Genomic DNA, 23,068 nt, shown 5'->3' with positions numbered 1-23,068 from the left:
GTTTTGTCACCATGGTACGTCTTGTCATACTCTCGGTCGGGACATTCATCTGGCTTGTGACCGAGATCATGCCCATTGGTCTGCTGACCGACATTGCGCAAGGCCTGCACGTTTCGCCCGGGCAAGCGGGGCTGCTTGTTACGGGGTATGCGTGGCTGGTGGCGGTGACGGCCATACCATTAACCCTGTTAACGTCCGGCGTGGACCGGCGCACGCTTGTTGCTGGTCTGTTACTGCTGGCCGGGTGTGTGGATGTGGCCTGCGCCTTTGTGACCAACTATGCCGTTATGGCCGTGTTGCGCATTATACTGGCGTTTGGGCATGGTATTTTCTGGTCGGTTATTGCCGGGGTTGCGGTCCGGCTGGCGCCGGATATGCCGGTTGCACGGGCAACGGGCTGGGCCTTTGGCGGGGTGGCTGTTGGGTTTGCCGCGGGTATTCCGCTGGCGTCCGCCATTGGGCAGTGGTTGGGCTGGCGTGCGGCTTTTGCTGTTTGCGGTGTCAGTGCGTTGGTGGTGTTTGCCGCCGTGCTGGCACTTTTGCCCGCCATGCCCGCGCAGCGCAGGCACCTTGACCTGCGGCGTCTGCTCCGTCAGCCGGTATTTGCGTATATTGCGGTGCTGACCATGCTGGTTATTACCGCGCACTTTACCGCCTATACTTATGTTGTGCCGTTATTGCAGGATATTCCGCATAGTCCGGAACATCTTATACCCGTTCTGCTTCTGGTTTATGGGGTTTCCGGCATTGGTGGCAACTGGGTTGGGGCGCGGCTGCCCTGTTCGTCCGGCCGCCTTATTGGCATTGCAACGGCGGCTCTTGTTGCCAGCCACGGGGTTATGGTGGCCGCAGGGTGGATGCCCGGCCTGATCTGGGTGGATATGGTTGTGTGGGGGATTGTGAGCGCATTTATGAACATGGCCCCCCAGAACTACGCCATGGAGCTGGCTCCGGATGAGCGGGAGGCCGCCTGCTCCTTTAGCGTAACCGGCTTTAATGGCGGGGATTGGTATGGGGGCTTTGTGTGGTGGGGTCGTGCTGGGGGGCTCCGGCCCTTATGCGGTGCTGGCGTGGAGTGCTGGCATTGCCGTGCTGGCCCTGCTGGTACTGGGCGCGGGCCGGTTTGTGGTTGGGGCCAGAAAACAGGCCTGATCAGGGGGGCTGGCAAAGAGCCGTATGGTGGTCTTTGCCAGCCAGAGTGGCGTTAGAACCCTTGGGAAATCCCGCACAGAATGGTCCGGCGTAGGCCATACTGGGGTGCGCCCACGCCAATGCCGGAACCATCACGCAGCAGGTAGGTATGGTCTCCCAGATTGATGACATCCAGACGCAGCTGCGTATCCCCCTGCCATGCGGTGCCAAAAGTATTATGGATAGTCTGCACGGCAGAAAAATTGACTGTGGCGTAAGGGGTTAATGCAAGACCGTTGGGGATGTCGTTGGCATCATCATCCGCACGCAGGCCACTGCCATACACCATGGTGGCGGACAGGCGGAGCGGAAAGCGCGTTTTGTGGAACAGCGTATAGGCTGCCCCGGCGGAGGCGGTCCAGCGCTGGTCGTGGTCCAGATGGACCCAGCGGTTGCTGATGTATTTCAGGTCATTGGGGTCAAAGTTGAACTGAGCGCTGGTAATGTCTTTGCCTATGGCGCGTGACCATGCAAAATTGCCGTAAAGGGAAAGCGGACCACGGTCGTAGGATGTGCTGACCTCGTACCCGTTAACCTGCCCATGCCGGTAGTTAAAGCCGGTCATGATGATGGGCGCGCCAAACTGGCCTTCATCAATCAGGTTTTTGGCCAGCTTGTAATACGCGTCGAACGAAACGTGCCAGCCGGGCAGAATGGTCTGGTCAAAGCCTGCATCAAAATAATGGTCGCGTTCAGCACGGACTTTGTCATTCTGGTAGTTCTGCGGCGCGCCACTTGTGTTCGCAAAACGGTAAAGCGAGGAACTGCTGACAACCTCGAACGGAGGCGGCGTAAAGTAGCGCGAATATCCGGCGTGCAGGGTGCCGCCGTTCCACGGTTTCCACACAACGTTCACACGTGGGCTGACCTGATGTTCGGATGTGTATTCGCTCACACCATCAAACCGCAGACCGTAGTTTATGGTCAGGTTCTTGAGCGGTTGCCACTCATCCTGCGCATACAGGCCATAAACCATACCGGTTTTGCCGCTACCGTCATGCACACTGATGGGGGTGGCATCGTATGAGCCATCCGCCGCCTGACTGAACACGGAGGATGTGGATTTGGAAACGTTCCGCTCCACAAAAACCTGAAAACCAAACCGTACGGTGTGGTCCCGTGCGGCCCGCCACGTTACATCATGCTGTGTGCCGGTGGAAAAAACAGACCGTGCAGCCCACTGGGCGTTGCCAAAGTAATACAGGTCTCCCGTTGGGTCGGGGGAATAACGCAGGCTGCTGTAACGGGTAAATACGGAATCCTGTAGGCTAAAGGCTCCAATTTCCTTTTGCAGGGACAGGATTGCAAAGTCCGTAATCTGCTTTTGGTGCTCGTTCAGGCTGTTGCTGCTTGGCGTTACATTGGCGGGGGGCGTGTAGTCATGGTTCCAGTCCTGCCCCGGGTTGTTGGGCAACTGGTATTCCGCGTTGGAGACCCCGGCAATCAGGCTTATACGCGTGTCTTCATCCACCGTGTAACGGGTGTGGCCCAGAAAGTGGTACTGGTTGCTCAGGTCATGCAGGGCATTAAACGACCCTGTGGTGTTTTCAATCCCCACCCGGTCATGCACAAAATCCGCCGTGGCAAAAAAATCCCACTTCCCTTTGTGAAAACCGTATTGCAGGGAAGGGAAGAAGTAATCCCGCGCACCGCCGTAAATGGACAGGTTGCCCCCTGCATTGGTGGTGCCGTTTTTGGTTGTAATATCTACCACAGCAGCCTGTAGAAAACCGAACTGGCTAGGTAGTGCACCGGTGGTGAGGGACATGTTGTTGGCAAAACGCGTCATCAACGCCTGCCCGAATACACTTAGCCCTTCGGGGAGCTGCACGCCATCCAGCCGGAACTGCACCTCGTTATGGTCTCCACGAACGTGGATCTGTCCGTAACTATCCTGCGCAACACCGGGGGCTTGCAAAAGAACCTGATTAAGCGGTGCATTATCCCCACCCGGAATGTTTTCCAGAGACTGACGGCTAAACCGGTAAACGCTGGCCCCCGTGGTGGGCGAAAGCTCGGAGCGTGCGCGGTCAAGGTGTGCGGTTACAATAACCTGCTCCGCCTCGTGCGTAGTGTTTTGAGGAATAACCTTTACAGTCTCGCTTCCTTTACGGACCGGAATTTTTTTGGCCGTGGTGGAGGAGGGCTGGGTGTTGGCTGTAGCCGTAACCTGCGGTGTGGTTGTGGCCGTCTGGGCTGCTGCCGTATGGCCCGTTACCACCAGACCGCTCAGGAAAGAGGAGCAAAGGAGAAGACCAGAGGGTCGGAAGGTCATGGTTGCATGTTGCCTGAACTGGAGTGAGCCAAGGGCCGCATAGCTATTAGTTATAATATAACATAACAACTAAAATTATGTGGTTCACGCAACGCGGCAAAACGTCTGTTGTATTTGTGCAACGTATGGCGGGGGCGGCCACACAAGGGGGAGGGGCGTGGGCCACCAAGCCAAACGGCTCCTCCCGCTTTGGACGCAGGAAGAGCCGTTTTATAAAAAATAGAGATAATACAGGGTTATTTTGTGGTGTATCCACCGTTGACCAGAATGGTCTGCCCGGTCATCCACCAACCATCAGAGACCATAAAGCGCACATGGGGCACAATGTCCCCCACCTCGGTCAGTCCCGTGCTGCTGAAGGAGGAAAGTGCGGCAGCCGTTTTGTGGTAGGCCACGGCCTCAGGTTCTTCCTGCCCGTAAAAGAAGGGGGTATCCATTGGCCCCGGTCCAATGGCGTTGACCGAAATGCCGCGTGCCCCCAGCTCCTTGGAGGCGGCGCGGGTAAAGTGTTCAACCGCAGCCTTGGCCCCGGCATAGGTGCTGTAGAATGGCGTGTAAGCCCCAAGCAGGGAGGTAACAATGCTGAGCAGCTTGCCATTGTTGTTCAGATGTTTGCCTGCTTCGCGGATAAACTGGTACGCCACTTTTGTATTAATGGCGAACATGGCGTCGTATTCTTCGTCCGTTGTGTCCGCTATGGTTTTTTTAAGCACCTTGCCTACGGTGTTAATAGCAATATCCAAAGACCCCGCAGCGTGCAGGGTTTTTGCAAACAGACCCGCAACAGCGCCCGGCTGTGTCAGGTCTGCCTGAAAAGCAAAAGCCTGTGCGCCGGTCTGCTGGATGGCGTGTAGGGTTGCCTTGGCATCTGCCTCGCTGGCGGCGCTGTGGTAGTGAATAACAATGGTTTTGGCCCTTTGTGCCGCCAGATCGCGTGCAATCTGGCCACCAAGATTTTTGGCGCCGCCTGTTATCAGGACGGTTTTGCCGGCAATGCTGTGTTTGGTCATGTCTGGACTGCCTTTTGGGTACAAACAGGCCCATGCCCGTTTTTCTGCCTCTCACAGTATCATTGGTGAATTTCAGATAAAGTTCCCCTATATGATAAGACTTGTCAGATTTTACGAACAATATGGGCAGGAGGTAGGCTGGTGGACCGCATAGATCAGTGCCGCATTTTTGCGCGGGTGGTGGAAACGGGCAGTTTTACCCGTGCGGCAGAAACGCTGGGCCTGCCCCGTTCCACCGTATCCACGGCTGTGCAGGCGCTGGAGGGGCGTGTGGGGGCAAGGTTGTTAACCCGCACGACCCGCTCCGTAACGCCCACGCCCGATGGGCTGGCTTTTTACGAACATTGCATCAGGTTGGTGGCGGATATGGACGAGGCGGAGGACCTCTTCCGCCGCGAACGGGGGCATGTGCAGGGCCTGCTGCGCGTCAGCCTGCCAGCCCGTATTGGCCGGCTGATTGTTGCCCCCGCTTTGCCGGAGTTTGTGGCGGCCTATCCGGGTATAAAGCTGGAGCTGGGGGTAACGGACAGGCCCGTTAACCTGACGGAGGAAGGGCTGGACTGTGTGCTCCGGGTCGGCGTTTTGCATGATTCAGGGCTGATTGCGCGGCGTATGGGGCAGATGACGCTGCTTAACGTGGCAAGTCCGGAATACCTTGCCCGGCACGGTGTGCCCCGCATCCCGGCGGATCTGGTGCAGGACGGACACCTTGCCGTGCGTTACATGTCCCCCGCCAATGGGCGGGTGGAGGCGTGGGAGTGGGAGGCGGATGGCCAACTCCACACGTTGGACCTGCCGGGGCCGGTCACGGTGAACAGCTCGGAAACACAAATAGCCTGCTGCCTTGCCGGGCTGGGGCTTATTCAGGTGCCGCAGTATGATGTGCGTGCCCTGGTGGAGAGCGGTAGGCTGTGTGCGGTACTGCCACAATGGTGCGCGCCCGCCATGCCGGTTACGCTGTTATACCCCCACAGGCGGCATCTTTCCTCCCGGTTGCAGGCATTTGCCGGTTGGCTGGAGGGGCTTCTGGCCGGGCATCTGGTCTGATGGCGCCCAGCCAGAGCGTGGGTAGCCTTATTGTTTGCGCGGGATAATAGCCGGGTCCTTGGAGTTTTTATCCGTGTTCATTTCCACCGTTCCCGCCTGAGGGGAGTAGGTGGCATTGGTGGACTGGTTGGGAGCCTTGGGCTGGTGGAAGGCGGAAACAGGACCAAACAGCAGGCTGCCGGTGGACTTGTTCATGGTGCTTTCGGGCTGGCGGGAGCAACCGCGGGTAATAATGGAACAGATGCCATCCGTGCCAATCAGTTCATCATTATTGCCGGTGTAATGCACATCGGCCACCCGGTCATGGTCAAGCCGGATTACGGCCGAGCAGGTCGTGCCGCCGCCGCCGCCAAGCTGGGCAATGGTTGTTGCAATGTCCCCTATGGGAATAAGGGTGGAGCCGCCATAACTCGGTTGGGGCTGCGTGCCGTTGTAGATGTAAATCTGCGTTGTATCGTTAATCTGCTTGGTGGCACTTGGCAGACCGGCGCAGGACTGAAGGTCGTAGGAGGTCATGCCGATCATGGTGATCTGCGCCTTGTGCGCGGCCCGTGAATCAAAATAGCCGCATCCGCTTAACCCGATGGAGAGAGAGGAAAGAGCGAGTAAATTTAAAAGACGACAGTTCATATAATGGAATATCCCAACATCCAGAATGGGCGCATGCCCCCGCGCGGCATGTTAGCCACACCCAGCCTACTGTGTTCTGTCCGCCAGATGCAAGGCGCAAACCGAAGTGTAAAACACGCGCCGTAGTCTTGCCTTCCGCGGCGTAAGCTTTCATCATAGGTTATGCAGTCACATGGGTGGCTACTGTTACAAATGTAAAAGTTACAAGTGCAGCCTGCCTGTTTGCTTTATGCAAACATCACTCCCAATGCTGGGCGTAGCTGTGCCACGCTTTTGGACCTTGCCGCAGGGAGAACTGCCCAGTCATGTCGTTTCTGTTCCGCCATAAGGCGCGTGTGTTTTCTCCCATTCTGCTCATGGTGTTGGGTGGGTGCGCTTATATTGCGCCCGAACAACCTATTGCCCCGCCTTTGCCCGCGCTTGCAAAGCCCGCCCCCTTTACCGCTGCGGACGCGGATTTGGCCCAAAAGCTCAACGCCCTGAATCTGGCCCAGATTGCCGCGGCCAAAAACGCCAGAACCCATGCAGGGCGGAGTGACATTGCGCTTGTTGCCGCAACCATCGGGCAGGACCTGACCGCGCTTCAGGCCCGGTTGACCAAACTGGCAACCAGCCACGCCCTGACCCTAACAGACAAGCCCTCCGCCACTGACCAAAAGCAGATAGATCAGATGCAGCATCTGTACGGAGCCGCGTTTGATAAACGCTATATCCGTTATTTTTCCAGCGCGGATGCCAGAATAAAGCCAGTTCTGGCCAAACAAATAGCAGCCTCCAAAGATACCGATCTGGTTGCAATCGCGCGGGATACGCAGGCTAAACTGGCCACCTATCAGGCACAACTGCACTAAGGCGCTGTTTGCGGCTGACTGCCGCCGGTAGCCGGATATGCCGCAACAAGCTGATAATCGCTTGCAAAAAAGCAGGAAGCCCTGCAAAGGGCGCGCACCATGCTGACCATAGAACTCATCCTGCTTCTGTTGCTGCTGACAGCCGTCAGCAGCCTGATAACCCTGCGCTTGCGCCAGAAGGTTCCGCAACCCGTTATTCTGATTGCGCTGGGTGTGGGGGCTGGGCTGGCGGGCATGAATGTGCGGCTGCACCCCGAACTGTTTATGTTCGTTTTTCTGCCCCCCCTGCTGTTTGCGGATGCGTTCCGTATGCCGCTGCGCGAGTTTGGTGAGCTGCGCGGGCCTATCCTGTTTTTGGCGTTTGGGCTGGTGGTCCTGAGCACCCTGCTGTGCGGGTATGCCATCCACTGGATTCTGCCGGTTATGAGCCTGCCGGTCTGCTTTACACTGGCGGCGGCGCTCTCCCCCACAGATACGGTGGCCGTCTCCAGCCTTATCAAGGGTAGGCGTGTGCCCACGCGGCTGTTGCAGCTTCTGTCGGGCGAGGCGCTGTTTAACGATGCCTCGGGCCTTGTGTGTTTTCGCTTTGCCATGGCGGATGCGCTTACGGGGGAGTTCTCCTACCAGCAGGCTTTTGGCACGTTTTTGCTTGTGGCATTTGGCGGGCTGGCCATTGGCGGGTGTATGGCATGGGTTGCCGCCCGCCTAAACAAGATGCTGACCAACTCCGGGTATGATGAGACACAGTCCCAGATCGTGTTTGTGCTGCTGCTGCCTTTTCTGGTTTATGCCGCAGCAGAGGCTTTGGGGTGTTCGGGTATTCTGGCAGCCGTTGCGGGGTGCATGGTCATCAAGCTTTCGGGGATCATAGAGGACGCATCCACCACTACGCGCCTGCAATCCACCACGGTGTGGACCATGATCAGCTACGTGTTTAACGCGCTTATCTTTCTGTTTTTAGGGCTGCAACTGCCTAGCCTGCTGCAAAGTGCGCGTACGTTGGTACTGGCCCACCATATTGGTATGTGGCGGCTTGGCCTGCTGGTGGTGGAAATTTACGGCATCATGCTGCTTATGCGGCTGGCCGGGGTCTGGCTGTCCATTGCCTGCCGTTGGGCCGTGGCGCGGATTAATAACATTCCGTTTGAGCCAACAGGGCTTGCTGCCAGCCTATTGCTGACTTTTGCCGGTGTACGCGGCGCGGTGACACTGGCCGCTGTGCTGTCTTTGCCCACGGGGGAGGATGGCACCATGCCATTCCCCACGCGTGAGCCGGTGGTGGTTATTGCGGCTGGGGTTATTATTCTCTCCTTGCTGGTGGCCAGTGTTGTTATCCCCCTGTGCCTCAGATTTGTGCCCGCCGAGGAGGTGGACAAAAACGCAGAGGAAGAAAACTTGGCCCGGCAGAAGCTGCTGCGTGCGGCGCTGGACCTGCTGCACAAGGCGGAAGGCACACCTGCCATAGAAACCCCGCCAGAAACGGAGGAGGACAAGGCGGCTATAGAAGCCGCGCGTATGGAGGTGATCGACCGCCTGACCCGGCTCTACCAGAGCCGGTTGGAGCAGGAGGACGCTACTCCCCGTATTGCTCAGGCCGACCGACGCAGCGCCATAAGGCACGCCCGTATGGAGCTGGCCCTGCGGTTACAAATTCTGCGTGCGGAGCGGCAGACCATGCGGGAACTGGTTGCCCGGCAGGAGATTAATGACCAGACGGAATGGAAGCTCCAGCAAGAGCTTGATTACGAGGAAGAGGTTATTCACGCCCTCGTCCAACGTCTGCCACGGGAGGGGTAAAGCCCGACTTGCGCCATTGCGCCCCGCTTAGGGTATGGCCTGATCAAGCAGCACTTCCACGCCGGGTACAATACGCTGGATCAGATCCCCTTCCGGTTGGGGCGTATTGGTGACCACATGAATGCTGGACGAGGCGGCAATATCCTTTTTGGCCGTATTCAGGGCGTCCCGCGCATCTTCACGCCAGTTCAGGGGGTGGATGGGGCCAAGGGCGGCAAGCCCCGCGCGGGCCAGCCGGGCCAGTTGGGTGGAGGCCGCCAGTGCGGGTGTCAGGCCCGCATTGTGTGCGGCGGCCCGCTCAAACGCGCTGTCATTATTAGCCCACAGGATTAACATCCGCTCCAACTCCGGGCGTAACTCGGTGTGGCCGCTGATAAAGGCCTGCGCTTCGGCATTAAAGGCTTCGGCTTCAAAGCTGTCGGGGCTGGCAATGTCTGCTGGAGTGCCAAGGGGCTGTAAGGTGGCGGTCTGCTTGTGCCGGATTTGCAAAAATTCATGGTTATGCGCGTAATTGCGCACGGGTGAGACGGCGGAGAGCAGAATGTCCGCAGCCTCTGTTTCCCCCGGTGCCAGCCGGTCCAGCATACGCAGGGTGTTGGAACGGGTTTTGAGGCCCAGCAGGTTCAGCCGGTCCTGCATCATGGCCAGTCTGGGGTACAGGGTGGCAACATCGCAGCATGTTTCAGGCGACCAGAAGCGTTCCGCCACGGCAATAACACGGGGCCACAGGCGCGCATCCAGCATGTCGGGCGAGACCACTTCGGTCCACAAAGCGGCCTCGGCCCCCAGCACATGGCTTTTCTGCGCGTCACTGAGCGGCGGCAGGGGGGCGTCCGCCGTCTGGTCTGGCACAGCGGGTGTTGGCGCTGTGGCCACCGGGGTATCGGGCGGGGCGGGGCCGGTGGTTTGTGCCGCGGCCTGTGCTTCCGCCGCGCCTTTGTGCGTATCCATCGGGTCGGTGGTGTAATAGGCGCTGGCTGGCAGAAGCCGGTCCAGATAATAGGGGCCGGATATAACCGTGGCGCGGCCTGCGGCAGTGGCCTGTGCGGTGTGGGCGGGGCCACGCCAGCTTTCTATAATGGTGTCAGGCGGGATGTCCGCCTCCTGCACCTCGTCCCAGCCCATAACGGTTTTGCCCCGCAGGCGGAGGGCCTGCGCCACATGGCGGGTATAGTCCGCCTGTAGGGCCGCGACCGACGCAATGTGGTGCTGCTTCATATAGGCCGCAATATGGGGGGATTGCGTCCACTGTTTTGCCACCACCTCGTCCCCCCCAATGTGGAATACAGGGTCGGGGAATAGGGAGGCCATCTCCGCGTACACTGCGTTAACAAAGCCTGCCGTTGCCGGGTTGGTGGGGTCCAGTGCTGCGCGGTTGATCTCCGCCCGGTCGGTGGTGTTGAGCGGCAGGTTGGCGGCATAGCGCGGGTAGGCCAGCAGCATGGCGTAACTGTGTCCCGGCGTATCAAATTCCGGCACAATGCGTATGCCTCTATCCGCTGCCTCGCGCACAAGCTGGCGGATCTGGTCCTGCGTGTAATATTGCCCGTGGCTGCCTACGGTATGCAGGCGTGGGAATTTTTTGCTTTCCACCCTAAAGGCTGCGCCATCGGACAAATGGAGGTGCAGCACATTCAGCTTGACCATTTCCATGGCGTCCAGTTGGCGCATGAGGTCCGCTAGCGGGATGAAGTGCCTGCTTGTGTCCAGCATGAGGCCGCGCCATGCAAAGCGCGGTGCGTCCTCCATATGGGCCTGTGCCAGAACGGGGCCATCCAGCTCCTGCCGTACAAGCTGGCTCAGGCTGGCCATGCCGTGCAGCACGCCCGCAGGCCCCTGCGCCGTGAGTGTTATGCCGGTGGGCGCAACATCCAGCATATAGCCTTCCCGCATGGTTGGGCCGGGGAATGCCGTATCCTTTGTGGTCTGGATTGTGAGCTCAAGCCCGCCTTGTGCATCGGGTGTAGTGGTAAAGTCCACCGTGCGGCCTGCAAGGATGGAAAGCCGGGTGCGCAGCCGCTCTGCCGCACGGAGCAGCAGCGGCGTGGGTGGCGTGTTCCATTTCAGGGTCAGGCTTTGGGGCAGGGCAAAGGCGGCCCCGGTGCTTTGCATAACGGCAGGGCTGGGCATGACCTGCGGCAGGCGCACTCCGTTGCGGGCAAAGGTAGGTGGCAGGTTGTTCTGGCGTGCATCCAGCACGGTCTGCGCCAGAGCCGTATGGGGTGTGGCCCCTGCCAGAGCAAGCCCACACAGCAGCAGGGTTCGGATGGAAGTTTTTTGAAAACGATTGGGTCATGCTGCTATTTTTTGGGTCGAGAGCGCGAGGGACAGCGTATGGACCCATGCCGTATCCACCTGCCATCCGGCCAGTTGGGCTGCGTGCAGGGCGGCTCCCCCCAGCGGGGGAAGAATGGGGGCGGTCGGGGGGCGTTCCAGCATGGTGGCAACACGCTCGCGTACAAATGGGCTGTTCATAACGCTACCACCATAACTCCACGGCAGGGTGGAGGTTTGGTCAGCCGTTATGCCTTTGCTGGCCGTTCGGGCCAGATTGGCCAGATGGTCCCCCGCCGCATGGAGGAGCGCGCGGGCGTGGGGGTCCTGCGCATGGGCCAGCATATGCACCGTTGGGGCCACGTCCCCCACGGCGGAGCGTGGGTGGGGGCGTGTGCGCAGCCATTCTCGCAGGGCATCTGCCGCGCCAGCTCCCTGCGTGGGGAGGTCAAGCGCATGGAGCAGCCCACGTGCGAACGGGGCAAATGGAACGTCCGGGTCGTCCAGAAAGCGGGCGGCATGGTTAAGGGCGTGGCAGCCTATCCAGTAGCCTCCGCCTTCATCTCCAAACAGCCAGCCCCAGCCTCCGGCGCGGGCGGTACGCCCATCAGCCGTGCTGGCCTGCGCTACGGAGCCTGTGCCAGCCAGCACAAAAATGCCTGCACCACCAGCAAAGGCCGCGCGGTGGGCTGTTTGCACATCGTTTTCCAACGCTATGGGGATGTGGGGGCCAAGGGCGGCGCGGGCCACGTCCACCTGCTGGTGGGAGGAGGGTCGGGCTGCATCATACCCCGCCATGCCCAGCACCGCAGCACATAGGCCCGTATGGGGGACGGTTAGCAGCAGGTTCCGCAGGTTATGCGCCCATTCCGGCCTGTCGTAGGGGTTGCAGCCTGGCCCGTTGGCGTGGGCCAGCACGCGGGCATCCTGCGTAATCAGTGCAACCCGCGTGTGGGTGCCCCCGCCATCCAGCGCCAGAATGGTTTGCGCATGAGCCATCAGGATACCGTCTGGCTTTGCTGGGCGGTAGGGCCAACGCCCCGTGCGGCCTGCACGGCCAGCAGTTCCAGCGCTCTGCGCAGGTGGCCATCGCACAGGCGCAGCAGCATACGGCCCTGTGCCGGTTCCAGCCCGTGGCGGAGCAATATGGCCAGTTTGATGGAACCATCCGCCTTAAGCAGGGCCGCCTGCGCCTGCTCGTCGGAGCAGTTGGTCAGTTGTGTAATCATGCGCAGGGCGCGGTGCACCAGCTTGGTGTTGACAATACGCATGTCCACCATATGCCCCCGCCACGTATGGCCAAGGCGGACCATGAGTGTTGTGGAAAGCAGGTTGAGGCAGATTTTCTGCGCTGTGCCTGCCTTCATGCGTGTGGAGCCAGCAACCACCTCCGGTCCTGTTTCAGTCAGGATTCCCACATCGGTTTCGGCCATTAGGCGCGCGCCGGGGGTGCAGGACAGGCCAATGGTCAGGCTGCCGCAGAAGCGGGCGCTGGCAAGGGCGGCGCAGGTGTAGGGTGTGCCGCCACTGGCGGCAATGCCAATGACCACATCATCCGCCTTGGGGTTGTGGCTGGTTATGGCGCGCTGGGCTTCCTCCTCATCATCCTCCGCACCTTCCACGGGGCTGAACAGGGCGGCCTCTCCTCCGGCCAGCAGCAGCACCAGCCGCTCGGACGGCCACCCGTAGGTGGGAATCAGCTCCACGCCGTCCTGCAACCCTATGCGGCCCGATGTGCCCCGCCCCGACGTAAAAAAGCCTTCCCCCACGTTCCAGCCGGGGCACGGCCTGTGCAATGGCGGCTTCCATGTCCGGCAGGGCGGCCTTGACCGAAGCCGTGGCGGCAAGCTGGCTTTCCAGCAGGGCTTCCAGCACGGTGTTGGTGGGCCATGTGTCCAGCCCATCGTAACGCGGGTCCTGCATTTCCGTGCGGATGAGCGGGTTGGGGGTCTGCAAAGTGGTCATGGTAGCGGCTTCCGGTTGCGGGCACGCAGGGTGCAAAACATAAGGTGCATTATATGGAATAACCCTGCCAACCCAAACAGGGCTACCATGCCCAGCACGATAAGCCATGGGAAGGCAAGGGCCTGCCCGTAAGGGCGTAGCGTCAGCATGGTCCACACCATAAGTGGCACGCTCATGGCAAAGGCAGGGGCCAGCGTACGGGCTGTGGTGCGGGGTATGGCCATGCCCGCAACAAAGGTGCCCAGCATGGGGCCATACCCACATGCGGCAATGGACAGGCCAAGCATGATGGCGGACTGGCTGCCATGGGCAAACAGCCCGGCACAGCCAACCAGCGCCATAGCCCATGCCAGCGTGACCAGTCGGGCAAAGCCTAGCGGCGTGCAGCGTAAGGCGCGGGTGGCACGGGCGCACAGGGGGGCAAAATCTCCCACACTGGCGGCGGTCATGGCGGACAGCGTGGCGGACAGTGATCCCATGGTTGCGGCCAGAATGCCGGCCAGCATAAGCCCACGCAGTCCGGGCGGCAGGCCATACACAATATAGGCGGGAAAAATGGCATCCGGGGCGGAAAAGCCAGCCTGCTCCAGTGTTCGCCCACCATTGTGCACCCAGAGCAGCACGCCGGTCAGGGAGAGCAGGGCAAACAGAATGGCCACTCCCACGGCGCTGCCCATCAGGGCCAGTCGGGCATCGCGCAGGCTGCGAGCCGCCAGTACGCGCTGGACCATAAGCTGGTCTGTGCCGTGGGATGCCACGGAGAGCAGAGCGCCCCCGCCAATGGCCGCCAGAGGGGTAAAAGGGTTGTTCAGTAGGGAGGCATGGTGGGCAAACAGGTGCAGCCGTCCGGCCTGTTGCAGGGTATGCCATGTGCCCGTTGGGGCCGCGTGCCAGAGTAGTCCCACACACGCGGCTGCCCCGGACAGGTACAGGCAGAACTGCAAACTGTCCGACCACACTACAGCCCGCAGACCGCCACAAACTGTGTAAAGCAGGGTCAGCAGCATGATGGCGCCTAGCACCACGGGTTGGGGGAGGTGCCAGTGCATGGCCGCCAGCATGGTGGCAAGGGGTAACATGCCTGCAAACAGGCGCACGGCCTCGGCCAGCAGCCGGGTTATGAGAAACGTGGCGGATGCAAGCCGTTGCATGGGGGCACCAAAACGCTGGCCCAGCCAGTCATATGCGCTGAGCATCTGACCTTGCTGGTACAGGGGCAGGAACAGCCATGCCACAATGGACCGGCCCAGCAGGTAGCCCAGTGCCAGCCCCACAAAAACCATGCCGGAGCCGTAGGCAATGCCCGGTACGCTGATAACGGTCAGGGTCGAGGTTTCTGTTGCCACGAGTGAGAGGCACAAGGCCCACCACGGCAGGTCTCCATGCCCTTCCAGATAGCTTTGGGGGGAGGACTGACGGCCCGCCAGCACAAGGGCTACAACCGGCATGGCCGCCAGATAGGCCAGCATGACCAGCAGGTCTGTAAGGCTCATGGTACGGTCCTGTTTTACGCCGTGTTGGGGGAGCCCGCGGATGGCTGGAGGCCGAACCGGAGGGCGTGCAGGCTGTGCCGGATGAGGGACCAACTGTAGGAACAGCCGGACCCCGCATCAACCCTCAATCTGTTTGTTGCGTCACCTGTGGCTTATGACAGCCCAATCGCCGGAGTGTGAAAAGAGGGTGCTTGGCGCGCGGGGCTGGCGGGCGGTAACGTGTGGGACATTTTGCAGGGGCTGCGGCCAGCGCACTGTTGGCAGCAAGCATTGGCTTAAAGAGGAACCGTTATGACCCAAAACTGTAGTTCTGGCGGGTGTGGTCCACGCGCGCCCCTGACTGCCGAGCAGGAGCAGATTCTGCTGGGCCACGGGACGGAATACCCCGGCTCCAGCCCGCTTAATGCGGAAAAAAGGGAAGGGGCCTACCATTGCGCCGCCTGCGGGACCCTGCTGTTCCGCTCCACAACCAAATATGAGAGCGGTAGCGGCTGGCCCTCCTTCTGGGCGGCGGAACCCGGCGGTGTGGCCACCCGGCGCGACACAAGCCACGGCATGGTCCGTGAGGAGGCGCATTGTGCGGAGTGCGAGGGGCATCTGGGCCATGTTTTTCCCGATGGGCCACCTCCCACGGGGCTGCGCTACTGCATGAACGGGCTTGCGCTGGATTTTCGGCCAGATGAGCAGCCCAACGTGGCCACCCGTCCGGTGGAGCAAGGCGGCTGGAGCGCCTGACGCCCGCTCAGACCTGTGCGTCTTCCTGCGCGTGTGCTGCGGGGGCTGGTTGCTTGCCCCCCACGGCGCTGAGGAAGAAGGACCATGCCTCGTTGAAAAAGGCTTCCTTTTCCTGCTCGGTCTTAAGAGGGTCAAGGCCGAACAGGCTGTCTTCCATCGGCCAGCCGGTAATCATGCCGGTGAGTAGGCGGGCAGTTGTATCGTTGGCGAAGCCGGGGTTGATCTGCCCCTTCTGCTCCGCAGCCTTGAGCAGGCGAACAAAGTTGTTGTGGAAGGGCTGGCCAATGGCCGCAACCGCCTGCTGCTGCAAAGAGGGGTGCCTGTGCCCGTCCGCAATAAGAATACGGTAGGTGCCCAGCGCATCTGGCCGCAGGGTCAGGTCCAGCATCAGCCGGCTGATGTGGCGCAGCTCTTCCAGCGGGTTGGTCAGCGGGGTTTCTTCCATAGCCCGCAGCACGGACCCGGTCAGGTTGGTGACAACAGCAATAAACAGCGCTTCCTTGGACGGGTAACGCCGGTAGAGGGTTTGTTTGCTGGCGCACGCCTTGCGGGCAATCTGGTCTATGGAGGTGCCTGCATAGCCGTGCTGCACAAACAGCCCCGCTGCTATTTCCAGCAGGTACAGGTCAAGGTCTTCCGTTACCTCGGTTGTTGGTCGGCCACAGCGCCGCTTGCGCCCCTGTAGGCATGGGTTCGCCATGTCCAGCGGACGGGAGGCAAAGGTAAGGGCCTTGCTAAGGTAGCTTTTGGGCGACCGGGGAGGGGGGTGAGACAACGATTATCCGCTTTGTGTGAGCTGGGCAGAGGAGGAAGAGTGTTAACGCACGTGCAATGTGGCCGTTTTATATCCGGGTCCTACTTTTATTTCGAGGTCTTTTCCGCGCGGTGCAAGAATGCAATGCAAGAATGTGTTGCAAGAAAAGGGGGTGTTCGGGCCGTTCTTTTCGGCCACACACAAAGCAGGCACACCATGTGGCAAGCGATCATGTCAGGAAATAACCCCAGTGGAACAGCAGACATTCGTGGGTAAGCAGGATAACGGGGCGGAACAGGCCAGCCAGACCGACGCACAGGACGGCCCACGCCCTCCGCCAGACACCGGCAGCGGTATTGGTGCGGCCGATGCGGCGCACATAGCGGCTCTGGCGCAGTCCGCCCAGAAGCTGGAGCGTATTCTGCGGCGTTTTTACCAGCTTGCCCTTGTGGTGGTGGCGGCCCTGTGTGTGGGGCTGTTCATTTATGCGGGCGGGGCCGTGGTTATGGTGGTGTTTGCCGCCGCCCTTGTGGCTGTGGTGCTGCATGGTGCTGCAAGGCTGATCTGCCGTGTGCTGCCTGTGCGGCAATGGGTGGCTGTGGTGCTGTTTCTGGCCGCCCTTGTGAGTGGGGTGTCGTTTGTGGTGCACGTGTCCGGCCCGGAACTTGTCACCCAGCTTTCCCACCTCTACGCAGCGCTAACCCATGAGCGTGATGCGCTCCATGCTGCGTTGGACAAGAACCCCATCGGGCATTCCGTCCTCAACCACGTTCCTCTCTTTTTTGGTGGTAACCAGACCTCCGGCCCCCTTGGGTCGGAAGGAGCCGGAGGTGGGATCGACTTTGCCGGGTCCATGACCAACGTGCTTACCTCCACTTTTGGGTCCGCAGGTACGCTTGTGGTGATTGTGATTGCGGGGGTTTACTTCGCTCTTTCGCCCCACCTGTACGCCAATGGCCTGTTGCGGCTGGTGCCCGTGCGGTACCGCCATACGGCGCGCGGGCTTATCCGCACCACGGCGCATGTACTGTCTGCCTGGGTGGCGGGGCAGTTGCTGGATATGACCGTGGTGGGCGTGCTGACATGGGGCGGCCTTTCCCTGCTGGGGATGCCGCTGGCGTTTCCGCTTGGGCTGGTGGCGGGGACGGCCAACTTCATTCCCTATCTGGGCACGTTCATAGGGGCGTTGCCCGCGCTGCTTATCGCCTTGTCCATCAGCCCGCGTGAGGCGCTTATGGTAGCGGGGCTGTATGCCTTTATTCAGGCGTTTGAAGGGTATGTCATGTCCCCCTTTATTCAGAAGAGGGCTGTCAGTATGCCGCCGGCGCTCACCATTTTGTCCCAGACCATCTTTGGCGCATTTCTGGGCATGTGGGGGTTTGCTTTTGCCTCGCCCATTACAGCGGTGCTGCTGGCGGTTATAGACCATCTGACCGCCCCGCTGCCTGAGGATGAGCAGGTCTGACGCACGGATGGGGGGCAAAGGGGACTAAACCGCGCAACACAGGGGCACGCCGCGTTTTTGGGGGTGGTTTTCCTCCCCCTGTCCATGCAAGTTTCCTAACAACAAGAATATCCGTTTGAAGGAAGCGCGGCATGTCCACCCCAGCCGATGATTTTCAGAAATACAGGCATCTCAGCCCGTTTGAACTCAAGGACCAGCTTATCCGGCTGGCCTCCGGGCGTGCGCAGCGGGCCATGCTGGATGCCGGGCGTGGCAACCCCAACTTTTTGGCAACGTTGCCCCGGCAGGGGTTTTTTCAGCTTGGCATGTTTGCCGCAGCCGATTCTGCCCTCACGTTTTCCTACATGGCGGAGGGCGTGGGCGGTGTTCCCCGGCGGGAGGGGATAGAGGCGCGGTTTGAGGCTTTCCTGGTCGCCAACAGGGATGTGCCCGGAGTTTCCTTCCTGCGGCGCGCACTCTCCTACGTGCGGGACCAGATGGGGCTGCCCGCAGATTGGTTTTTTGCTGGAGCTGACATCGGGCATTTTAGGGTGCGACTACCCAACCCCACCCGTATGCTGCGCTATGCGGAAAAAGTGGTGCGCCACTACCTGCTGCATGAAATGGCCGGCGGGACCATGCCCGAACACACGACAGACCTGTTTGCGCTGGAAGGGGGGACGGCCGCCATCAGCTATATTTTTGCCTCCCTGCGGCAGAACGGGCTGATCCGGCCGGGGGACAAGGCCGCCATCGGTATGCCGGTTTTTACCCCCTATGTGGAAATTCCCGAACTGCGGGACTACCAGTTGCAGGAAGTAGCTATTAATGCGGACCCGGAGGCAGGCTGGCAGTACCCGCCCGAAGAGCTGGACAAACTGCTGGACCCTTCGGTTAAAATTTTTCTGGTCGTCAATCCCAGCAACCCCCCATCGGTGCGGATGAGTGACGCTGGGTTGGCCCATATTGCCGAAATTGTAAAAAAACGCCCTGATCTGATTATTGTGACCGATGATGTGTACGGCACATTTGCCGATGACTTCCGGTCCATTTACGCCACCTGCCCGCACAATACGGTGCTGGTCTATTCCTTTTCCAAGTATTTTGGCTCGACCGGCTGGCGGCTTGGGGTTGTGGCCACGCACCAGTCCAACGTGCTGGACCGGGCGCTGGAAGCCCTGCCAGAAGCCGAAAAACAGGAACTGGATAAACGCTATGCGTCCCTGACGCCGGATGTGCGGGGGCTGAAGTTCATAGACCGGCTGGTGGCGGACAGCCGCACCGTGGCTTTGAACCACACGGCGGGCCTCTCTACCCCACAACAGGTGCAAATGGTGCTGTTTGCCCTGTTTGCGCTGATGGATGGACGGGATGCGTATAAAAACGCGCTCAAGCGCCTGCTACACCGGCGCGAACTGGCCCTGTACCGCGATCTGGGCGTAAAAGCCCCGGATGATGATGGCAGCACCCACTATTATACGCTCATAGACCTGTCCAAGGTGGTGACGCAGCTTTATGGCCGCCGCTTTGCACGCTGGCTGATAACCCGGGTGGACTACCAGACCATTCTGTTCCGCATTGCGGAGGAAACGGGGGTGGTGTTGTTGCCGGGGGATGGGTTTGCCGTCAAACGGCCATCGGCCCGCGCATCGCTCGCTAATCTGAGCGAGTATCAGTATGCCGCCATCGGCAGCGCCCTGCGGCGTATGGCGGATGAATATTACGAGCAGTATTGTGAGCAAAAGGCCGCGCGGGGAACCGCAAGCAAGCCCGATACCCACTAACCTGCCGGGTGGGACCGGGGCAGGGGTAAACCCTGCTCCAGTCAGCCGGTCTGGCCATTGCCCCCATTGGGGCTCCAGCCTTGTGGGGTGTTAGTCGTTCTTACCAAAAACCGGGCGGGTACATTCAAACAGGAACCATGTGCGGCGCTCTGTTTCATCAATCCAGTTTTCAAGCAGGCTGGCCGTGGCCACGTCGTGCGCATCATCACACAGGTCATGCACGGCGCGCAGGCGTCTGGTCAGGGTCAGGTTATCATCCCGCAGCTCGGCCAGCATGTCCTCCGGCGTAACGTAGAGGGCATCGTTATCCAGAATGGCGGTCTTGCGGCCAATCTCGCCAATGGAGTGCAGGGTGGTGCCACCAATTTTGCGCGCACGCTCGGCCATGGGGTCGGTCATGGCAAAAATCTGCTGGCTCTGCTCATCCAGCAGCAGGTGGTAGTCACGGAAGTGGCGGCCACTCATGTGCCAATGAAAATTCTTTGTCTTGACGTAAAGGGCGAACACATCGGCCAGAACTTCGGCCAGCCCTGCGGCAACAGCCTTGACCTTGTCGGCCTTCAGGTCTGTGGGGGTGCCAAGATATTCTTTGATATGTAATTCCGAGGCATTGGGTTTGGTCATGGGAATGCCAGCCTTTCCAATAAATGTCAGTCTGCGGACCGAGGGTGTCCTCCGCCGCTTCATTCAACGTGGAAAGTACGGGGGCAGATGCAAGGCCATGCGGGCAAAGACTCCAGCTCTCACACAAACGTGACACGCCATACCCCTGCGTATTATCAGCCTCCCGTTCTGGTAGCGTAGGGGGCTGGAGGCCGGGCTACATCAGACGGGTGATGAGGGTTCCTGCTCGCTTTTAAGCGGGCGGCTGAGCAGGCTGTGCGTGGCCTGTGGGAGGGTTATCTGCCCTTCCATAAAGGCGGCGATGCAGTCTGTAATAGGGGTTTCCACCCCATGTGCGCGGGCCAGAGCCTGCAGGGCGGCGGCGGTTGTAATGCCCTCGGCCACACCCGGCAGACTGCCCAGCGCAGCATGGGTGTTCATACCCCGGCCAAGGGCCAGCCCCATCTGATAGTTGCGGGAGGCGGCCCCGGTGCAGGTCAGTAGCAGGTCTCCCAACCCGGCAAGGCCCGCCAGTGTGGCGGCCTGCCCGCCAAGGGCCGTAGCCAGCCGCGTTATTTCGGCCAGTCCTCGGGTAATCAGGGCGGCGCGGGCATTTTCGCCCAGCCCTGCGCCAATGGTCACGCCGGAGGCTACGGCAATAACATTTTTGGCCGCGGCTCCCAGTTGCACGCCAATGCAGTCCGTACTGGCATACAGGCGAAAAAGGGGGGAGGAGAGCAGGCTGCTCAAGGCTTGGGCGCGTGCGTGCTCCAGGGCAGCCAGCACTGCGGCGGCGGGAAGGCCTGCAGCAATCTCGCGCGCAAAGTTGGGGCCGCACAGCACGGCGCCGGGCACGTCCGCCCGCTCACGCGCCAGAATATCCAGCGGAAAAGCCAGCGTCTGGCGTTCTATTCCCTTGCAGCACAATACGGCGGGCACGCCTGCGGGCAGCATGGGCAGAACGGAGGCCAGATATTGGGTGGGGATGGCGACCAGAACACAGTCTGGCGTTACCTGCGGCAGGGTGCTGCAAACATGTACGGTGGGGGGGAGCGGATAATCCGACAGGCGGGGCATGGCCCCGTTGGGCAGGGTCTGGGCATTACGGGCCCAAAGGTGCACCTCTGCCCCAATGCGTGCTGCATGGAGTGCGAGTGCAGTGCCCCAGGCACCACCGCCCAGTACAAAAACAGGATTGCTCATGACAGCATCGGTGCCAGAAGCGCAGCTCCTGCGCAAGCGGGGTTACAGTGGCTGGGCCGGGTGGGTCCCCGGCGTGGTGGATCAGGCGGATGCAGCCAGTGCAGTGCCCTGCTGGCGGGCCGCAAGGGCGGCCAGTTCGGCCTGCTGCATGTGCCGGAGTTTGGCCTCACGCAGCAGGCACACCACGCCTTTAACGCAATTACCGCACTGGGCCTTGCAGCCACGGGCAGCATAGATCTCGCGCGGGTGGTTTGCGCCATCGGCCACAGCGGCTTCAACATCTTTATGTGTCAGTAGGTTGCAGGAGCAGACAACCATTCCTTAGGCACCTCTACATTACGAGTCTGCCGATACTGAACCATAAATGATAATTAGTCGCAATACCTTCTGTTTGCCGGACTGCGCCACCCGGCCAAAAAGTGATTGGGCGTGAGGAGGGCGCTGCACCACCCGGCGCGCATACCGGGTGTTCCCGCTACGGCGCGGAGTCAGGCTTTGTGGGCGAGGGGAAAAACCCGGTCGTAAGCCATGTTAAACACAAAGGCGTAAACCAGATAAAACAGCGCAAGTGATAGCGAGAGCGAAAAGGTCTGGAGCAGCGGGGCATGGGTGTACAGCGCAATGCCCGGCAGCAGTACAACCTGTAATCCGGCCTCAAACAGCAGCGTGTGCACAAGCCTGATGCGCAGGGTTTTGTGGGTGGTGCAGTAAAGATGCGTCATCACCCGGTCAAAGACCAGATTGTACAGGTAGTTCCACAGCATGGCCGTTATGGCGCTGCCAATACCAATAAAGCCCATGGTGGATTCGTGCAGGCCAAACAGGCTGCTCCCTGCCGGAATGGCTATGCTCAGGGCCAGCAGTTCAAACAAAAGCACATGGCGCAGACGGTCCATGCGCGAGCGGGCAGGCACCAGAGGTGCTGCGGACTGAGTGGTTGGGGTCGTCATGGTATGAGGTTGGCTGGAAGATATGATTGACATGCGGGCAATCTATCTTCCTTCCTGCTAAAGAAAAGATGGAACCTATCGGAAAAACAGATAGATGAATGTTTCTCTCGAACAGCTTGAGGCTTTTGTCGCCACGGTGGATGCGGGGTCCTTTTCCGCGGCTGCGCGCAAACTTGGGAGGGCACAGTCCGCCATAAGCACGCATGTTGCCAATCTGGAGGTGGACCTGGGGGTGGTGCTGTTTATCCGTACAGGCCGCACCCCGGTGTTGAGCGTGGATGGGGAGCGTTTGCTGCGGGAGGCCCGTGTGGTGCTGGACCGGCGCGAACATCTGATAGGCGTTGCCCGGTCTTTGGAAAGCGGGGTGGAAAACAAGCTGGTTGTCGCCATAGACGAGCTTTACCCCGAACATGCCCTTGGCCCTGTTTTTGCCGAATTTGCGCAGGCCTTCCCCCATGTGGAAATGGAAATCCTGTTCCCGCTTATGGAGGATGTCGGCCAACTGGTGCGCGATGGAGCCGCCCAGCTTGGGGTTATGTGGCAGCAGCACCGTATGCCGCCCGAACTTGCATTTCGCACCATCGGGCGTGTGCCGCTCAAGCTGGTGTGTGGACGCAACCACCCATTGGCGCAGGGTGGCCCCGTGGCGTGGGAAGACCTCAAGCGGCACCGTCAGATTCTGGTGGCCGCGCGGGGCGAGGAGCGGGAGCGGCATTACCTGCGCGTGGCGGGGGAAGTCTGGTGGGTGGAGAGCCACTGGGTCATTCTGGAACTGGTGCGCCACGGCATAGGCTGGGCCTTTGTTTCCGACCATGTTCTGGCAGCGTCCCCCGCTGCGCCGGATATTGTTGTATTGCCGCAACAATTTGACGCAGGACACCGTTTGGTGCCGCTTGCCGTGGTCTGGCACGCCAAAGGTTCCCACGGCGTTGCGACCCGGTGGCTTTTGCAACGATTCTTCAAAAAAGAAGGCAGTTTTTCGAGCGGAACTTAGGTTTCCTGCGGGTTGTGAGGGGTGGCGGTAGTAAAGCGCATGGTGTGTTCATATTTTGTGTTGAAAAT

The 23,068-nt window shown here is 60.3% G+C and carries 19 protein-coding genes and 1 pseudogene; 8 read left to right on the top strand and 12 right to left on the bottom strand.

Going from position 1 to position 23,068, the window contains the following annotated elements:
• Positions 1–11 precede the first annotated feature (11 nt).
• Entirely contained in the window at positions 12–1,208 is a 1,197-nt protein-coding gene (locus AGA_RS11780) for an MFS transporter (RefSeq protein WP_231945820.1), read from the top strand.
• On the opposite strand, the gene AGA_RS11775 is transcribed toward AGA_RS11780, so the two are convergent.
• The gene (locus AGA_RS11775; protein WP_059024453.1) at positions 1,205–3,466 is read right to left on the bottom strand and encodes a TonB-dependent receptor; all 2,262 of its coding nucleotides are present in this window, start codon (positions 3,464–3,466) and stop codon (positions 1,205–1,207) included. The two genes, AGA_RS11780 and AGA_RS11775, sit on opposite strands and share 4 nt — an antisense overlap.
• Positions 3,467–3,702: 236 nt before the next feature.
• Positions 3,703–4,476 (bottom strand): SDR family oxidoreductase, encoded by a 774-nt coding sequence (locus AGA_RS11770; protein ID WP_059024452.1) that lies wholly within the window; start codon positions 4,474–4,476, stop codon positions 3,703–3,705.
• Positions 4,477–4,617: 141 nt separating this feature from the next.
• On the opposite strand from AGA_RS11770, the gene AGA_RS11765 reads away from it, so the two are divergent.
• A complete protein-coding gene (locus tag AGA_RS11765) occupies positions 4,618–5,523 on the top strand; it encodes a LysR family transcriptional regulator (RefSeq protein WP_059024451.1) in 906 nt (301 codons plus the stop codon).
• 27 nt (positions 5,524–5,550) lie between these two features.
• Here the strand turns inward: AGA_RS11765 and AGA_RS11760 are convergent, their stop codons facing one another.
• Positions 5,551–6,048 (bottom strand): hypothetical protein, encoded by a 498-nt coding sequence (locus tag AGA_RS11760; protein ID WP_059024450.1) that lies wholly within the window; start codon positions 6,046–6,048, stop codon positions 5,551–5,553.
• A gap of 410 nt (positions 6,049–6,458) precedes the next feature.
• Between AGA_RS11760 and AGA_RS11755 the strand changes: the two genes are divergently transcribed.
• Together AGA_RS11755 and AGA_RS11750 are read left to right on the top strand one after the other, a co-directional pair.
• Complete coding sequence (locus AGA_RS11755; RefSeq protein WP_059024449.1) at positions 6,459–7,004, top strand: DUF4142 domain-containing protein; 546 nt, start codon at positions 6,459–6,461, stop codon at positions 7,002–7,004.
• 99 nt (positions 7,005–7,103) lie between these two features.
• On the top strand, positions 7,104–8,801 hold the full coding sequence (locus AGA_RS11750) for a Na+/H+ antiporter (RefSeq protein WP_059024448.1): 1,698 nt from the start codon (positions 7,104–7,106) through the stop codon (positions 8,799–8,801).
• A 27-nt stretch (positions 8,802–8,828) separates the two neighbouring features.
• Here AGA_RS11750 and AGA_RS11745 read toward each other — a convergent pair whose 3' ends face one another.
• From AGA_RS11745 to AGA_RS11730, 4 genes and pseudogenes are all read right to left on the bottom strand, one after another.
• Positions 8,829–11,000 (bottom strand): beta-N-acetylhexosaminidase, encoded by a 2,172-nt coding sequence (locus tag AGA_RS11745; RefSeq protein ID WP_231945818.1) that lies wholly within the window; start codon positions 10,998–11,000, stop codon positions 8,829–8,831.
• Positions 11,001–11,093: 93 nt separating this feature from the next.
• The gene (locus tag AGA_RS11740) at positions 11,094–12,074 is read right to left on the bottom strand and encodes an N-acetylglucosamine kinase (protein ID WP_059024446.1); all 981 of its coding nucleotides are present in this window, start codon (positions 12,072–12,074) and stop codon (positions 11,094–11,096) included.
• Positions 12,074–13,040 (bottom strand): annotated as a pseudogene (locus AGA_RS11735) (N-acetylmuramic acid 6-phosphate etherase). The gene AGA_RS11740 and the pseudogene AGA_RS11735 overlap by 1 nt, the downstream one beginning before the upstream one ends.
• Entirely contained in the window at positions 13,037–14,533 is a 1,497-nt protein-coding gene (locus tag AGA_RS11730; protein WP_059024445.1) for a sodium:solute symporter, read from the bottom strand. Before AGA_RS11730 ends, AGA_RS11735 begins: the two are co-directional and overlap by 4 nt.
• A 291-nt stretch (positions 14,534–14,824) precedes the next feature.
• Between AGA_RS11730 and msrB the strand changes: the two genes are divergently transcribed.
• The gene (gene msrB / locus AGA_RS11725) at positions 14,825–15,268 is read left to right on the top strand and encodes a peptide-methionine (R)-S-oxide reductase MsrB (RefSeq protein ID WP_059024444.1); all 444 of its coding nucleotides are present in this window, start codon (positions 14,825–14,827) and stop codon (positions 15,266–15,268) included.
• A gap of 7 nt (positions 15,269–15,275) precedes the next feature.
• Here the strand turns inward: msrB and AGA_RS11720 are convergent, their stop codons facing one another.
• Complete coding sequence (locus AGA_RS11720; RefSeq protein ID WP_157065352.1) at positions 15,276–16,043, bottom strand: TetR/AcrR family transcriptional regulator; 768 nt, start codon at positions 16,041–16,043, stop codon at positions 15,276–15,278.
• 247 nt (positions 16,044–16,290) lie between these two features.
• Between AGA_RS11720 and AGA_RS11715 the strand changes: the two genes are divergently transcribed.
• Together AGA_RS11715 and AGA_RS11710 are read left to right on the top strand one after the other, a co-directional pair.
• Positions 16,291–17,487, top strand: coding sequence for an AI-2E family transporter (locus tag AGA_RS11715; RefSeq protein ID WP_373319909.1), 1,197 nt, complete (start codon positions 16,291–16,293; stop codon positions 17,485–17,487).
• A 131-nt stretch (positions 17,488–17,618) separates the two neighbouring features.
• Positions 17,619–19,250 (top strand): bifunctional aspartate transaminase/aspartate 4-decarboxylase, encoded by a 1,632-nt coding sequence (locus AGA_RS11710; RefSeq protein ID WP_059024442.1) that lies wholly within the window; start codon positions 17,619–17,621, stop codon positions 19,248–19,250.
• A 90-nt stretch (positions 19,251–19,340) separates the two neighbouring features.
• Here AGA_RS11710 and AGA_RS11705 read toward each other — a convergent pair whose 3' ends face one another.
• The 4 genes from AGA_RS11705 to AGA_RS11690 form a co-directional block, all read right to left on the bottom strand.
• Positions 19,341–19,874 (bottom strand): Dps family protein, encoded by a 534-nt coding sequence (locus AGA_RS11705; protein WP_059024441.1) that lies wholly within the window; start codon positions 19,872–19,874, stop codon positions 19,341–19,343.
• Between the two features lie 201 nt (positions 19,875–20,075).
• Positions 20,076–21,056, bottom strand: a complete 981-nt coding sequence (locus tag AGA_RS11700) for an NAD(P)H-dependent glycerol-3-phosphate dehydrogenase (RefSeq protein ID WP_059024440.1) — start codon at positions 21,054–21,056, stop codon at positions 20,076–20,078.
• An 81-nt stretch (positions 21,057–21,137) separates the two neighbouring features.
• Positions 21,138–21,374, bottom strand: coding sequence for a (2Fe-2S)-binding protein (locus AGA_RS11695; protein WP_059024439.1), 237 nt, complete (start codon positions 21,372–21,374; stop codon positions 21,138–21,140).
• Positions 21,375–21,544: 170 nt separating this feature from the next.
• On the bottom strand, positions 21,545–22,006 hold the full coding sequence (locus AGA_RS11690; RefSeq protein WP_059024858.1) for a PACE efflux transporter: 462 nt from the start codon (positions 22,004–22,006) through the stop codon (positions 21,545–21,547).
• 94 nt (positions 22,007–22,100) lie between these two features.
• Between AGA_RS11690 and AGA_RS11685 the strand changes: the two genes are divergently transcribed.
• Positions 22,101–23,000, top strand: coding sequence for a LysR family transcriptional regulator (locus tag AGA_RS11685; RefSeq protein WP_059024438.1), 900 nt, complete (start codon positions 22,101–22,103; stop codon positions 22,998–23,000).
• Positions 23,001–23,068 lie beyond the last annotated feature (68 nt).

Origin of the sequence: Acetobacter ghanensis (assembly GCF_001499675.1) — a bacterium.
GTDB classification, from domain to species: Bacteria; Pseudomonadota; Alphaproteobacteria; order Acetobacterales; family Acetobacteraceae; genus Acetobacter; species Acetobacter ghanensis.
The sequence above is the reverse complement of the archived record's forward strand: the minus strand, read 5'-3'. Positions and strand labels throughout refer to the sequence as shown.

Coding starts and splice junctions, on each gene's coding strand:
- AGA_RS11685 (WP_059024438.1), top strand. CDS start 22,101: ATGAATGTTTCTCTCGAACAGCTTGAGGCTTTTGTCGCCACGGTGGAT.
- AGA_RS11740 (WP_059024446.1), bottom strand. CDS start 12,074: ATGGCTCATGCGCAAACCATTCTGGCGCTGGATGGCGGGGGCACCCAC.
- AGA_RS11710 (WP_059024442.1), top strand. CDS start 17,619: ATGTCCACCCCAGCCGATGATTTTCAGAAATACAGGCATCTCAGCCCG.
- msrB (WP_059024444.1), top strand. CDS start 14,825: ATGACCCAAAACTGTAGTTCTGGCGGGTGTGGTCCACGCGCGCCCCTG.
- AGA_RS11695 (WP_059024439.1), bottom strand. CDS start 21,374: ATGGTTGTCTGCTCCTGCAACCTACTGACACATAAAGATGTTGAAGCC.
- AGA_RS11760 (WP_059024450.1), bottom strand. CDS start 6,048: ATGATCGGCATGACCTCCTACGACCTTCAGTCCTGCGCCGGTCTGCCA.
- AGA_RS11770 (WP_059024452.1), bottom strand. CDS start 4,476: ATGACCAAACACAGCATTGCCGGCAAAACCGTCCTGATAACAGGCGGC.
- AGA_RS11780 (WP_231945820.1), top strand. CDS start 12: ATGGTACGTCTTGTCATACTCTCGGTCGGGACATTCATCTGGCTTGTG.
- AGA_RS11700 (WP_059024440.1), bottom strand. CDS start 21,056: ATGAGCAATCCTGTTTTTGTACTGGGCGGTGGTGCCTGGGGCACTGCA.
- AGA_RS11730 (WP_059024445.1), bottom strand. CDS start 14,533: ATGAGCCTTACAGACCTGCTGGTCATGCTGGCCTATCTGGCGGCCATG.
- AGA_RS11750 (WP_059024448.1), top strand. CDS start 7,104: ATGCTGACCATAGAACTCATCCTGCTTCTGTTGCTGCTGACAGCCGTC.
- AGA_RS11690 (WP_059024858.1), bottom strand. CDS start 22,006: ATGACGACCCCAACCACTCAGTCCGCAGCACCTCTGGTGCCTGCCCGC.
- AGA_RS11755 (WP_059024449.1), top strand. CDS start 6,459: ATGTCGTTTCTGTTCCGCCATAAGGCGCGTGTGTTTTCTCCCATTCTG.
- AGA_RS11775 (WP_059024453.1), bottom strand. CDS start 3,466: ATGACCTTCCGACCCTCTGGTCTTCTCCTTTGCTCCTCTTTCCTGAGC.
- AGA_RS11705 (WP_059024441.1), bottom strand. CDS start 19,874: ATGACCAAACCCAATGCCTCGGAATTACATATCAAAGAATATCTTGGC.